Source organism: Pseudonocardia oceanicola (assembly GCF_047200735.1).
Taxonomy (GTDB): domain Bacteria; phylum Actinomycetota; class Actinomycetes; order Mycobacteriales; family Pseudonocardiaceae; genus Pseudonocardia.
Genome location: NZ_JBJZON010000003.1, coordinates 24,731 through 37,325 on the forward strand (window position 1 = coordinate 24,731; position 12,595 = coordinate 37,325).

At 74.9% G+C, this 12,595-nt stretch carries 11 protein-coding genes and 1 pseudogene; 8 read left to right on the top strand and 4 right to left on the bottom strand.

Translation table 11 applies throughout. The features are described from left to right. Positions 1 to 14: 14 nt before the first annotated feature. Positions 15 to 740: a Crp/Fnr family transcriptional regulator gene (locus tag ACL02T_RS06630; RefSeq protein WP_412829796.1), complete on the bottom strand. Its 726-nt coding sequence runs from the start codon at positions 738 to 740 to the stop codon at positions 15 to 17. A gap of 118 nt (positions 741 to 858) precedes the next feature. On the opposite strand from ACL02T_RS06630, the gene ACL02T_RS06635 reads away from it, so the two are divergent. Both ACL02T_RS06635 and ACL02T_RS06640 read left to right on the top strand, forming a co-directional pair. Beyond that, positions 859 to 1,602 carry a hypothetical protein gene (locus tag ACL02T_RS06635; RefSeq protein ID WP_412829797.1) on the top strand — a complete coding sequence of 248 codons (744 nt, stop codon included), beginning with the start codon at positions 859 to 861 and terminating at the stop codon, positions 1,600 to 1,602. Continuing rightward, positions 1,599 to 3,740, top strand: a complete 2,142-nt coding sequence (locus ACL02T_RS06640) for a hypothetical protein (protein ID WP_412829798.1) — start codon at positions 1,599 to 1,601, stop codon at positions 3,738 to 3,740. Before ACL02T_RS06635 ends, ACL02T_RS06640 begins: the two co-directional genes overlap by 4 nt. Positions 3,741 to 3,970: 230 nt before the next feature. Here the strand turns inward: ACL02T_RS06640 and ACL02T_RS06645 are convergent. Beyond that, positions 3,971 to 4,327, bottom strand: a pseudogene (locus tag ACL02T_RS06645) (TetR/AcrR family transcriptional regulator); the annotation flags it as partial. Positions 4,328 to 4,448: 121 nt separating this feature from the next. Between ACL02T_RS06645 and ACL02T_RS06650 the strand changes: the two are divergent. Continuing rightward, on the top strand, positions 4,449 to 4,868 hold the full coding sequence (locus ACL02T_RS06650; protein WP_412829799.1) for a DUF7144 family membrane protein: 420 nt from the start codon (positions 4,449 to 4,451) through the stop codon (positions 4,866 to 4,868). A 16-nt stretch (positions 4,869 to 4,884) separates the two neighbouring features. Here the strand turns inward: ACL02T_RS06650 and glpK (ACL02T_RS06655) are convergent, their stop codons facing one another. Together glpK (ACL02T_RS06655) and ACL02T_RS06660 are read right to left on the bottom strand one after the other, a co-directional pair. Beyond that, complete coding sequence (glpK, locus tag ACL02T_RS06655; protein WP_412829800.1) at positions 4,885 to 6,405, bottom strand: glycerol kinase GlpK; 1,521 nt, start codon at positions 6,403 to 6,405, stop codon at positions 4,885 to 4,887. Next, complete coding sequence (locus ACL02T_RS06660) at positions 6,402 to 7,163, bottom strand: IclR family transcriptional regulator (protein WP_412829801.1); 762 nt, start codon at positions 7,161 to 7,163, stop codon at positions 6,402 to 6,404. Before ACL02T_RS06660 ends, glpK (ACL02T_RS06655) begins: the two co-directional genes overlap by 4 nt. A 168-nt stretch (positions 7,164 to 7,331) precedes the next feature. Here ACL02T_RS06660 and ACL02T_RS06665 point away from each other — a divergent pair, with 168 nt between their 5' ends. The 5 genes from ACL02T_RS06665 (at position 7,332) to ACL02T_RS06685 (ending at position 12,585) form a co-directional block, all read left to right on the top strand. Next, positions 7,332 to 8,159: an MIP/aquaporin family protein gene (locus ACL02T_RS06665; RefSeq protein WP_412829802.1), complete on the top strand. Its 828-nt coding sequence runs from the start codon at positions 7,332 to 7,334 to the stop codon at positions 8,157 to 8,159. A 29-nt stretch (positions 8,160 to 8,188) separates the two neighbouring features. Continuing rightward, positions 8,189 to 9,706, top strand: coding sequence for a glycerol kinase GlpK (gene glpK / locus ACL02T_RS06670; RefSeq protein ID WP_412829803.1), 1,518 nt, complete (start codon positions 8,189 to 8,191; stop codon positions 9,704 to 9,706). A 67-nt stretch (positions 9,707 to 9,773) separates the two neighbouring features. Next, positions 9,774 to 11,483 (top strand): glycerol-3-phosphate dehydrogenase/oxidase, encoded by a 1,710-nt coding sequence (locus ACL02T_RS06675; protein WP_412829804.1) that lies wholly within the window; start codon positions 9,774 to 9,776, stop codon positions 11,481 to 11,483. A gap of 119 nt (positions 11,484 to 11,602) precedes the next feature. Further along, complete coding sequence (locus tag ACL02T_RS06680) at positions 11,603 to 12,142, top strand: DinB family protein (RefSeq protein WP_412829805.1); 540 nt, start codon at positions 11,603 to 11,605, stop codon at positions 12,140 to 12,142. Between the two features lie 2 nt (positions 12,143 to 12,144). Further along, positions 12,145 to 12,585 (top strand): SRPBCC family protein, encoded by a 441-nt coding sequence (locus ACL02T_RS06685; protein ID WP_412829806.1) that lies wholly within the window; start codon positions 12,145 to 12,147, stop codon positions 12,583 to 12,585. Positions 12,586 to 12,595 lie beyond the last annotated feature (10 nt).

Sequence of the window (12,595 nt, forward strand, 5' to 3'; positions counted from 1 at the left end):
GCCACCTGCGGGGATCAGGTCCCCGACTCGCCCAGCCGGCACGCCAGGCCGCCTGGATCGAGCACGCGCAGCTTCCGCGGCGAGGACCGGTAGCCGGTGTCGACCAGCCCGGCCTCCTGCAGCCGGGCCAGCTCCAGGCCGACGATCCGCGGCTTGGCGCCGACCAGGTCGGCGATCCGGGGCTGGGCCAGCGGCACGTCGAGCATCACGGTGCCGCCGGGGCCCGGCACGCCGAAGTCGCGGGCGTGGTCGAGCAGGACCCGGCCGATCCGGGTGCCGACGCGGCCCTGCGTGTACCGGACGCGCCGATCGGTCATCGCCCGCATCTTGGCGACCACGGCGGCCGCGACCGCCCGCTGCGCCTCCGGGTCGGCACCGAGGAAGCGGTCGAGCGCCGGGCGGGGCAGGACCCGGCACCGGGTGGGCGCGGCCGCGCGGACCATCGCGGAACGCGGCCTGCGGTCGACGTAGCCGAACTCCCCGAGCAGGGCGCCGGGCCCACGGAAACCGAGGAACACCTCGACACCGTCGGCCGCCGTCACGCTGACCGCGGCCAGACCCTCCTCCAGCAGCAGCATCGACTCCGACGGGGAACCCTGGAAGAGGATCGTGGCGCCGGAGGCGAACTCCGCGGGGTGCCCGAGGCCGCGCAGCGCCTCCCACAGCGCGGGATCCAGGGCAGGTTCGGACCCGGGGGGACGCGGGCCGTACGCCCCGTCCGTCCGCTCCTGGGTCGTCACCGACCCGTCACCTCCCAGCGCCGTGCGGACCGGGTGGCCCGCACGCCGAACCTACCTGCCGGACGCCCTCGGCCCGTAGGCTCCCGAGCGGCGGGGGAACGGGGATACGGGGGGACGCGTGGTCGGACGCCGGGGGCCGGCGGGGCACCGGTTGTGCGTCGCGATCGACCTGGAGGGCTACGGCAGGCGCTCGGACGCGGCGCAGGAACGGGCCCAGGACGCCCTCGCCACGCTGCTCGACGCCGCGTGGCGGGCGGCGGGGACGGCCCCGCTGCGCCAGCCCAACGGCGACGGCGAGGTGGCTCTGCTGGATCTCGCTGCGGAACCCGCCGCCGTCGTCACGATGCTGGGGGCGCTGCGCCGCGGGCTGGCGGACCTCAACCGGACCACGCCGCAGGAGCGGCTGCGGCTGCGCGCGGCCGCCCACCACGGTCCCGGCCGCCCCGCCCGCAACGGCTTCGCGGGCGGCGGCGTGGTGCGGACCTGCCGGTTCCTCGGGTCGCGCGCGCTGCGCGCCGACCTGGCCGGCCGGCCGGCCGTCGATCTCGCGCTGGCGCTGTCCGACCCGCTCTTCGGCGAACTGCGCGGGGTGGTGCGGGAGCGCGACTTCCGGCGGGTGTTCGTGGTCGAGCCGGCGAAGATGTTCTCCGGACACGCCTGGCTGCACACCGGCGGTCCGCTGCCGGCCGCCGCGGACCGCACGGTCGGGACGGGACGCAGCGGGCCGGAGCCGCCCGGGCAGCGCCCCGCGGGGATGCGCATCGAGATCGCCGACGGCGGCCAGGTCGGGTCCGTCGTCCAGGCCCGTGAGCTGCGCGGCGGCCTCACCCTCGGCCGGCCGGACCACCGGGGTCGCAGGTGAGCGAGCCGGAGCTGGACCTGCGGGTGACCGGACCGGTCGGGACCGTCGTGCAGGTGGGGCGGCTGGTACTCGAACCCGCGCCGGCGCCCCCGGTCGAGGCGGACACCCCCGCCGGCCGCGAGGACGAGCTGACGGCGGTGCTGCAGGCGGTCGCCGCCGGGCGCCCCGGCGTCGTGCTCGCCGGAGAACCCGGGCTCGGGACCACGGCCCTGGCCCTCGCCGCCGCCGCCCGCCTGTCCGCGCGGTACGGGGGCGGGGTCCGGTTCGTCCCCCTGGCCGGCCCCGATCCCGGACCGGCGCTGCGGGAGCTGCTGCGCGACCTCGGGGTGAGCGCCGGGGACATCCCGGCCTCGACGCCGCGCAGGGCAGCGCTGCTGCGGGCGGTGCTCGCCGCCGCGCCCACCCTCCTCGTGCTCGACGGCGCCCGCTCGGCGGCACAGGTCCGCGCGCTGCTGCCCGGCAGCGGGTCCGCGGCGCTGGTCACGGCCGCGAACCCGCTCGACGAGCTGCGCCTCGACGGGCTGGCCGTGGTCCCCGTGGCCGCACTCGGACCGCACGCGGCGTCCGGGGTTCTCCCGCCGCCGGGGTCCCACCACTGCGGACCGGCCTCGGGGCCGCCGCCGCTGCTCTGCCCTGCGGGACCGGGCGAGCCGTGCGAGGCGGCGCCGGAGCCGTCCGTCGCGCGGTCCGCGGAGCCGTCGTCGTCCGGGGCGGAGCCGCCCGCTCCGCCGGCGGCCGGGGTGCCGCCCACCGTCACGCCCGGGACGTTGCTCGCCGCGTGCCAGGGCTCGCCTCTCGCCGCCCGCCTCCTCGCCGGCGCCGGCCCCGCGGCGGCCCTCCGGGAGTTCCGCCGAGTGCAGCCGGCCCCGCACGACGCGGCATCGGCCGCCCGGGCCGCGGCCCGCATCGCCCTCGCCGCCCTGTCCGCGGCCGAGCGGGAGGTGCTGGAGGCCGCGCTGGCCACCGGGCTGTCACTTGTCGACCCCGCCCGGTGCGGGGCGCTGCTCGGCGACGGCGTGCCGGTCGGCGCGCTGCTGCGGGCGCTGCTCCGGAAAGGGCTGCTGAGCCCGCGGCCGGGGCCGGGCGACGGGCCGTGGTGCGCGATCCCCACCGCCGTCGTCGAGGCACTTCCCACGGAGGCGGATCCCGGCGACGTCCGGGGTGCCCGCGCCGATCGGGACATCGATCCGGGGGCCGATGCCGGGGTCGGCCCCGAGCTCGATCCCGGCGCGGCCCCTGGGGCGGCTCGACCGGGCGGCGGCGCGTGTCCCGCGGCCGCTCCGCCGGTCGATCCCCGGGCCTGCCTCCCGAGGTCCGACCATCCCGCCGGGCACGCGGACCCCGTCGCGGCCGCCGACGTGCTGGTCCGTCTCGCCACCGGGCGAGCCGTGCGCGCCGACGGCACCGCCGCCCTCGCCGCCGCCTCCGCCGCCCTCGACCTCGCGGACCGCACCGGGGACCCGCTGCTGCTGGGCCGGGCCGCGCACCGCCTGGCCGCGGTCCTCGCCGAGGACCCCGACCCGGACGGGACCGGAGCGAACGCGACCGAGCCCGGTGCGACCGGATCGAGCGAGGCCGGACCGGGCGGGGCCCCGCCGCGCGAGGCCGGACCGGGCGGGGACGGAACGGGCAGGGCGGTGCGGGAGGCCCGCATCGCCCTCGACCTGGCGGTCGAGCTGCTCGCAAGCCGCGACGACGCCGCCCACGCCCACGCGCTCACCGACCGCGCACACCTCGCCCGCCGCCGCGGCCGGCCGGCCGCGGCGCTCGCCGACCTGCACGCCGCGCTGGCGCTCTACCGGACCCTCGGCCTGCCCGCCGAGGTCGCCGCCGCGTGGCAGGAGGTCGCCGCCGTCGAACGGGCGGCCGGCAAGCCGTGCCGTGCCGTCGCCGCCCACCGCTCCGCCCTGGCCGCGCTGGCCGAGGCGGGTGACCGGTACGCCGTCGCCTGGTCCCGGCTCGACACCGGGCTCGTGCAGGTCGGCGAGCTCCCGGGAGCGCCCGCCGCCGATCTGCTGGCCGCGCGGGTCGCCGACGGGCCCGCCGCCCGTTCGGCCCAGGAGCTCCAGAGCCTGCACCCCGCCGCGCCGGACTGGGCGCTCGTCGCCGCACTGACCGCGGGGACCACCGCCGAGTGATCCGCAGACCTCGGCGTGCTCGGAGCCCAGGATGTCCTGCCGCCGCTCCGGCGGGAGCGCCGAGAGCTCGTGCAGGAACACCGCGGTGGGACCAGGTTGCGGCAGGTGTGCTCGACGTGCCCGCGGATCACGCTCTCCAGCCGGTCCAGCGGGCTGCCGGCCACCTCCGTCCGGGACCGCACGACGGCCAGGCCCTCCGTGTGGACGGCGCTGATCACGTCGAAGAGCAGGTCCTCCTTGGACTGGATGTAGTAGTAGAGGCTGCCCTTGAGCATCCCCAGCCGGTCGGCGAGGTCCTGCAGGGACGCGCCGTCGTAGCCCTTCTCGTAGAACACCTGGGTGGCGACCTCGATGAGCTCGGCCCAGCGCTCCTCGCGGGGTTTCCGCTCTGCCCCGGAACGCCGCGCACTCCGCCCGGCCGGCTGCCGATCCCCGCTCCCCTCGACGCCCTCGATCGACGGAGACCACCGAACGGTCGACGGCGAACCGGTTCGCGTCCGGCCGGAGCGCTCCCGACCCGCCGATCGAGCAGGTGAACGCCACGCGACGCGACGCCACGCTGCCGAGCCCCGGCCGGCGCCGCCCATGACCCCGGCAGACAACCACCCTGCCCGTGCGGCCGTCGTTCACCCGCAGCAGATGACGACCCGGCCCCGACGGCCGAGCCACCCTGCCCGGACACGGCCCCACCGACGGAGGAGGACCGACGTGACCGGAGACGTCACCGCCGGACAGCCGCGCGTCCCCCGGCGGACGCGCTGGGTCGTGGTCGTGCGACTGGCCGCGGTGCTGCTGTTCCTGCTCGGGTGCTGGAACGTCTGGGACGGGATCAGTGCGCTCGCCCGGGGCGGGTTCGTGGTCGCCGACGCCGACCGGGTCCTTCTGCTGGAGGCCACCACGTGGGGCTGGGTCCTGCTGGCCCTCGGGGTGGTGGAGCTCGCGGCCGCGCCGGCCCTGCTCCGCGGAGCCGGGTGGGCACGGGTGGTGGCGGTCCTGGTGGCGGGCTTCAACGGAGTCGTCCAGCTGGCCTTCCTCGTCGCCTACCCCGTGGGGGCCACCGTCATCCTGGTCGTGTCCGCCCTCGTCGTGTGGGCGGTGGTGCGCCACGGCGCGGAGGTGGCGGGCTGAGGGCGTGACCGTTCGGTCAGCGCACCCAGTCGTAGCTGCGGGCCACCGCGCGGGCCCAGTTCTCGCGCTCGCGCTCGCGCACCCGCGGGTCCATGGCCGGCTCCCACATCGCCGCGCGGTGCCAGTTGGCGCGCAGCACCTCGAGGTCCGGCCAGTGCCCCACCGCCAGCCCCGCGGCGTAGGCCGCCCCGAGCGAGACGGCCTCGGAACCGAGCGGGCGCTCCACCGGCACGTCGAGCACGTCGGCGACGTACTGCATGAGCAGGTGGTCGGCCGTCATCCCGCCGTCGGCCCTGAGCCGGGTGACCGGGAGGCCGGACTCGGCGTTCATCGCGTCGACCACCTCGCGGGTCTGCCACGCGGTGGCCTCCAGCACCGCCCTGGCCAGGTGCCCGCGGGTGATGTAGCTGGTCAGACCGACGATGACGCCGCGGGCGTTCGCCTGCCAGTGCGGGGCGTAGAGCCCGGAGAAGGCGGGCACGACGTAGCAGCCGCCGTTGTCCGGCACCGTCATCGCCAGCGTCTCGATCTGCGCGGCCGTGCCGATCATCCCGAGCGAGTCCCGGAACCACTGCACCAGCGAGCCGGTGACGGCGATCGAGCCCTCCAACGCGTAGACGGGCCGCTCCCCCACCAGGTAGCCGACCGTCGGGATCAGCCCCTGCGCCGAGCCGCCGATCCGCGCGCCGGTGTTCTTGAGCAGGAAGGCCCCGGTGCCGTAGGTGCACTTGACCTCGCCGGGCGCGAAACAGGTCTGCCCGACGAGCGCGGCCTGCTGGTCCCCCAGCGCCCCGGCCACCGGCACCCCGGGCAGCACCTCCGAGCACACCCCGTAGACCTCGGCGTTGGACCGGATCTCCGGCAGCATCCGCTCGGGGACGCGCAGCGCCCCGAGCAGCTTCGGCGACCACTCGAGGGTCCGCAGGTCCATCAGCATGGTGCGGCTCGCGTTGGTGACGTCCGTGACGTGCACGCCGCCCGCGGGTCCACCGGTGAGCCGCCAGATCAGCCAGCTCTCCATGGTCCCGAACAGCACGTCGCCCGCCTCGGCCCCCGCCCGGGCGCCCGGCACGTGGTCGAGCAGCCAGCGCAGCCGCGGGCCGGCGAAGTAGGTCGCGGGGCCGAACCCGCTCGTCGCCGCGTAGAGCGGACCGAGCCCTTCCTCGACCAGCCGGGCGACGATCGGGCCGGTCCTGGTGTCCTGCCAGGTGATCGCGCGGGCCAGCGGCGCGCCGGTGTGCCGGTTCCGGATCACCGTGGTCTCGCGCTGGTTGGCGATCCCGAGCGCCACGATGTTCTCCGGCTCCAGTCCGGCCCGGCGCAGCGCCTCCGGCACCACCCGCGCGACGTTGCGCCAGATCTCCTCGGCGTCGTGCTCCACCCGTCCCGGCTCGGGGTAGTGCTGGCGGTGCTCCCGCTGGGCCACGGCGAGCATCCGGCCGGAGCGGGAGAACAGCAGGCAGCGCGTCGAGGTGGTGCCCTGGTCGATGGCCGCGACCACCCGCTCGCGCGTCGGCGAGGTGCGCGGCTCGCTCATCGGGGCGTCACCAGCGAGGCGGAGATCTCCCGGCCGGCGTGCTGCAGCTGCTCGGCGAGGTGCCGGCGCGGCTCGCCGCCCCCGCCGAACAGCTCTTCGACGGGTCCGGCGATGCCGAGCGAGGCGACGGTGAGCCCGCCGCCCGAGCGCAGCGGCACGGCCGCCCCGCCGGACCCCGTCTCGAACTCGCCCACGTCCGTCGCCAGGCCGCGGGCCCGGGTCGCGGCGAGATGGGCCTCCAGCATCGCCACCGTGGTCGCCGTGCGGCCGGTGTAGCGGCGCAGCTCCAGCTCGCGGGCGGGCGGCGTCGCGACCGGGGCGAATGCCAGCAGGCACTTCCCCCAGGCCGTGGCGTGCAGTGGTTGTTCGGTGTTGGTGCGCAGGGTCTGCGGCGAGCCGTCCGGCCGGAAGACGTGGTGCACCAGACCCGCGACCGGGCCGGCCGGCACCGCGAGGAACACCGCGCACCCTGTCCCTCCGGCCAGGGCGTCCGCCCAGTTCATCGCGTGCGCCCGCAGGTCGTGCCGGTCCCACCCGCCGCCGAGCCGGCGCAGCCCGGTACCCGGCCGGTACAGCGCGGTGGTCCGGTCCTGGTCGACCAGGCCCTCGTCGCGCAGGGTGCGGACGATCCCGTGCACGGTCGGTCGGGGCAGGTCCAGCGCCGCCGCCAGTTCGGCGAGGGCCAGCGGCCGACCGGCGCCACCGAGCAGACGCAGGATCGCCGCGGCGCGCTCGACGGACTGGATCGGTCCCGGCACGGATGGGAGCCTACGGGGTGGTGTGACCCCGTCGACAGGAGCAGTTCGGCATTGTCGAACGACGGCCGTTGTCGCGCCGCGGGCGCGTTCCTAGCGTCTGTCCCCGTTCGGCCCCCGCTCGGCGCACCACGCCCGGACGGGGGCCGTCACGACCGGAAGGAGAGTTCGATGCGGAACTCCACCCTCGGTGAACTCAGTGCCGAGTTCGCCGGGACGATGATCCTGATCTTGTTCGGCACGGGTGTCGTGGCACAGGTGGTCACGGCACCTGCGGACAGCCCGCTCGGCAACCACGACTCGATCGCCTGGGCCTGGGGACTGGGGGTCACGCTCGGCGTGTACACCGCGGCCCGGATCTCCGGCGCCCACATCAATCCCGCCGTCACCATCGCCTTCGCCGCCTACCAGGGCTTCCCCTGGCGCAAGGTCGCCCCCTACATCGTCGCCCAGGTCCTCGGCGCCTTCGTGGCGGCGCTGATCGTCCGGGTCACCTACTCCGACCTGATCAACCGGGCCGATCCCGACCACACGTTCGCGACCCAGATCGTGTTCTCGACGCTGCCGGGCAACGGCGGGGGCGGCGTCTCCATCCCGACGGCGTTCCTCGACCAGGTGGTCGGTACCGCGATCCTGGTCTTCCTGGTCTTCGCACTGGTCAACGTCCGGAACAACCCGCCCCTGGCCAACCTCGCGCCCGTCGTGATCGGGTTCATCGTCGTGGCCATCGGCATGGCGTGGGGCGCCAACGCCGGCTACGCCATCAACCCGGCCCGCGACTTCGGCCCGCGGTTCGCCTCCTGGATCACCGGGTACGACACGGCCTGGATCGAGCCGGGCGGCGCCCAGTACTGGTGGTTGCCCATCGTGGCACCGATCGTCGGCGGCCTGGTGGGCGGCGCGTTCTTCAAGATCCTGATCGGCCGCTACCTGACGGCCGACGAAGGCCCCCAGCCGGTCGGCCGCGAGCCGGTCGAGGCCCAGGGCCGCGAGGCCTGACCCACCGCCGAGTCACCGAGGAGGAGCAGATGCCCGAGTACATCGGCGCCGTCGACCAGGGGACGACGAGCACCCGGTTCATGATCTTCGACCACGCCGGCAACGAGGTGGGCCGCCACCAGCTCGAACACGAACAGATCCTCCCCGAGGCGGGCTGGGTCGAGCACAACCCCGTCGAGATCTGGGAGCGCACCTCCTCGGTCGTCCAGACGGGCCTGAACAAGACCGGGCTGTCCGCGAAGGACCTCGGGGCGCTCGGGATCACCAACCAGCGCGAGACGACGGTCGTGTGGGACAAGAACACCGGGCGGCCGCTCTACAACGCGATCGTCTGGCAGGACACCCGCACCGACCGGATCGCCTCCAAGCTGGAGCGCGACGGCCACGGCGACACGATCCGGCGCAAGGCCGGCCTGCCGCCCGCGACCTACTTCTCCGGCGGCAAGATCCAGTGGATCCTGGAGAACGTCGACGGTGCCCGCGAGGCCGCCGAGCGCGGCGACGCGATCTTCGGCAACACCGACAGCTGGGTGGTCTGGAACCTCACCGGCGGGCCGAACGGCGGCGTGCACATCACGGACGTGACCAACGCCAGCCGGACCATGCTCATGGACCTGGAGACCCTCGACTGGGACGACGAGCTGCTCGCCCTCTTCGGGATCCCGCGGTCGATGCTGCCGAGGATCTGCTCGTCGAGCTCCCCCGAGCCGTACGGCAGGACTCTGGCGAACGGGCCGCTCGGTGGTGAGGTCCCGATCACCGGCATCCTCGGCGACCAGCAGGCCGCGATGGTCGGGCAGGTGTGCCTGTCGCCCGGCGAGGCCAAGAACACCTACGGCACCGGCAACTTCATGCTGCTCAACACCGGGACCGAGCTCGTCCGCTCGGACTCGGGCCTGCTGACCACCGTCTGCTACCGGTTCGGCGACGAGCCGGCGGTCTACGCCCTGGAGGGCTCGATCGCCGTCACCGGGTCGGCGGTGCAGTGGCTGCGCGACCAGCTCGGCATCATCTCCGGCGCCGCGCAGTCCGAGTCCCTGGCCCGCCAGGTCGAGGACAACGGCGGGGTGTACTTCGTGCCGGCCTTCTCCGGCCTGTTCGCCCCGTACTGGCGTTCCGACGCCCGCGGCGCGATCGTCGGGCTGTCCCGGTACAACACCAACGCCCACCTGGCCCGGGCCACCCTCGAGGCGATCTGCTACCAGAGCAGGGACGTCGCCGACGCGATGGAGAAGGACTCGGGGGTGCACCTCGAGGTCCTCAAGGTCGACGGCGGGGTCACCGCCAACGAGCTGTGCATGCAGATCCAGGCCGACGTCCTGGGCGTCCAGGTCTCGCGGCCCGTCGTCGCCGAGACGACGGCGCTCGGCGCGGCCTACGCCGCGGGGCTGGCCGTCGGGTTCTGGAAGGACACCGACGAGCTCCGCGAGAACTGGAACGAGTCCAAGCACTGGGACCCGCAGTGGTCGGCGGAACAGCGCGAGGCCGGCTACGCCCAGTGGAAGAAGGCGGTCCAACGGACGTTGGACTGGGTAGAGGTCGACTGAGTCGACCCGTCCGGTCGAGTCGGGGCCACACCGCCTCGACCACCTGCTGGAAAGGACTGAACTGATCATGAGATCCGTCGCGCTCTCCCCCGCCGCCCGCACCCGGGCGCTGGAGGACATGGCCCGGGAGGAGCTCGACGTTCTCGTCGTCGGCGGCGGCGTCGTGGGGAGCGGGGCTGCCCTCGACGCCGCCACCCGCGGCCTGCGCGTCGGCCTCGTGGAGGCCCGTGACTTCGCCGCCGGGACGTCGAGCCGCAGCTCCAAGCTCATCCACGGCGGTCTGCGCTACCTGGAGATGCTGGACTTCCGGCTCGTCGCCGAGGCGCTGCAGGAGCGGGGGCTGCTGATCCAGAAGCTCGCCCCGCACCTGGTCCACCCGGTGCCGTTCATCTACCCGCTCAAGCACCATCTCTGGGAGCGGCTGTACGCCGGCACCGGCGTGGCGCTCTACGACACCCTCGGCCTCCTGTCCGGGGAGTCCCGCGGCGTGCCGCACCACCGGCACCTCACCCGCCGCGGCGCACGCAGGATCGTGCCGTCGCTGCGCAAGGACGCCCTGGTCGGCGCCCTGCAGTACTACGACGGCCAGGTCGACGACGCGCGGCACACCATGTTCGTCGCCCGGACCGCCGCGGCCTACGGGGCGCACGTCGCCACCCGCGCGCGCGTCGTCGGGCTCCTCAAGGAGTCCGGCCGCGTCATCGGTGCCGAGGTCCACGACCTCGAGACCGGCGACACCGTCACGCTGCGGACCAAGCAGGTCATCAACGCCACCGGCGTGTGGACGGACGAGACCCAGGGCCTGGCCGGCGAGCGCGGCCGGTTCCACGTCCGTGCGTCCAAGGGCATCCACCTGGTGGTGCCGCGGGACCGGATCCGCTCGGACTCCGGGCTGATCCTGCGCACCGAGACGTCCGTGCTGTTCGTGATCCCGTGGGGCCGGCACTGGATCATCGGCACCACCGACACCGACTGGGACCTCGACAAGGCCCACCCGGCCGCCTCGAAGGCGGACATCGACTACCTGCTCGGGCAGGTCAACTCCGTGCTGGAGCAGCCGCTGACCCACGAGGACGTCGAGGGCGTCTACGCGGGGCTGCGGCCGCTGCTGGCCGGCGAGTCGGACACCACGTCGAAGCTCTCCCGCGAGCACGCCGTCGCCACCCCGGTGCCGGGGCTGGTCGTCGTCGCGGGCGGGAAGTACACGACCTACCGGGTGATGGCCAAGGACGCCGTCGACGCCGCCGTGCACGGCCTCGACGCCAAGGTGCCCGAGTCCGTCACCAAGGACGTACCGCTGCTCGGCGCCGAGGGGTACGAGGCGCTGAAGAACTCGGTGCACGTCATCGCGGAGCGCTCGGGGCTGCACCCGGCCCGGATCGAGAGCCTGCTGGGGCGGTACGGCTCGCTGATCGACGAGGTCCTGGACCTCGTCGCCGAGGACAAGACCCTCGGGGAGCCGCTGGCCGGGGCGCCGGACCACATCCGCGCCGAGATCGTCTACGCCGCCGGGAACGAGGGCGCGATGCACCTCGACGACGTCCTCACCCGGCGCACCCGCATCAGCATCGAGACCTTCGACCGCGGCCTCGGCGCCGCGCAGGAGGCCGCGGAACTGATCGCCCCGGTGCTGGGCTGGACCGAGGAGCAGAAGGCCAAGGAGGTCGAGCACTACCGCGGCCGGGTCGCCGCCGAGCGGGAGAGCCAGACCATGCCCGACGACGCCACCGCGGACTCCGCCCGGATGGGCGCACCCGACGTGGTGCCCGTCAGCTGACCGTCCGTGCACATCATGGTTCCACGACGCGCCTTCCGGTCGTGTCCTGTCGCGTCGTGGAACCATGATGTGCGCTCGAGGTGCCCACCCGACCTGCTGCCGGACGCGAGGAGGCCGCCATGACCACCACCCTCACCCGTGAGCGCGCGGACCTGCTGGAGTCGCTGCGCCGGCACCGTGGGTTCCTGCGGCAGACCGTCGTCGGCGTCACCGAGGAGCAGGCCCGCACCCGCAGCACCGTCAGCGAGCTGACCCTGGCGTCGCTGATCAAGCACGTCGCGGACACGGAGCAGGGCTGGATCGACTTCGCCCGGGGCAAGCCGGACGCGATGGGCGGCGACGCCGACCTCGACGAGGCCGCGATGCGGGCCGCGACGGAGTCCGGCGAGTTCGTGGACACCCGGTTCGTGCTCGCCGAGGAGGACACGCTGCCCGCCCTGCTCGAGCAGTACGACCGGGTCGCCGCGGCCACGGACGAGGTCGTGGCCACCGCGGACCTCGATGCCACCCGGCCGCTGCCCCGCGCCCCCTGGTTCGAGCCGGGCGCGGTGTGGTCGGTGCGCCGGGTGCTGCTGCACGTGATCGCCGAGACCTCGCAGCACGCGGGCCACGCCGACATCATCCGCGAGGCGATCGACGGCGCGAGGACGATGGGCTGACCGTGGCCGTCGACGTCGTCACCCGCACGACCATCGCGCGCCCCGTCGAGGAGGTCGCCGCGTTCGCCTCCGACCCGGACACCGCCCCGCGCTGGTACGCGAACATCCGCTCGGTGGAGTGGCGCACGCCGCCGCCGCTGGCGAGGGGCAGCGAGATCGCCTTCGTGGCGCGGTTCCTGGGCAGAACCCTCGCCTACACCTACGAGATCGTGGACCTCGTGCCGGGCGAGCGCGTGACCATGCGCACCGCCCAGGGCCCGTTCCCGATGGAGACGACCTACACCTGGGAACCGGCGGGCGGGGGCGGCACCACGATGACCCTGCGCAACCGGGGCGAACCGCACGGTTTCCGGGCCGTGGCCGCCCCGGCCGTGGCCGCCGCGATGCGTCGGGCGAACGAGGCCGACCTGCGGCGGCTGAAGGAGATCCTGGAGGGCGGTTGAGCGGGAGCGG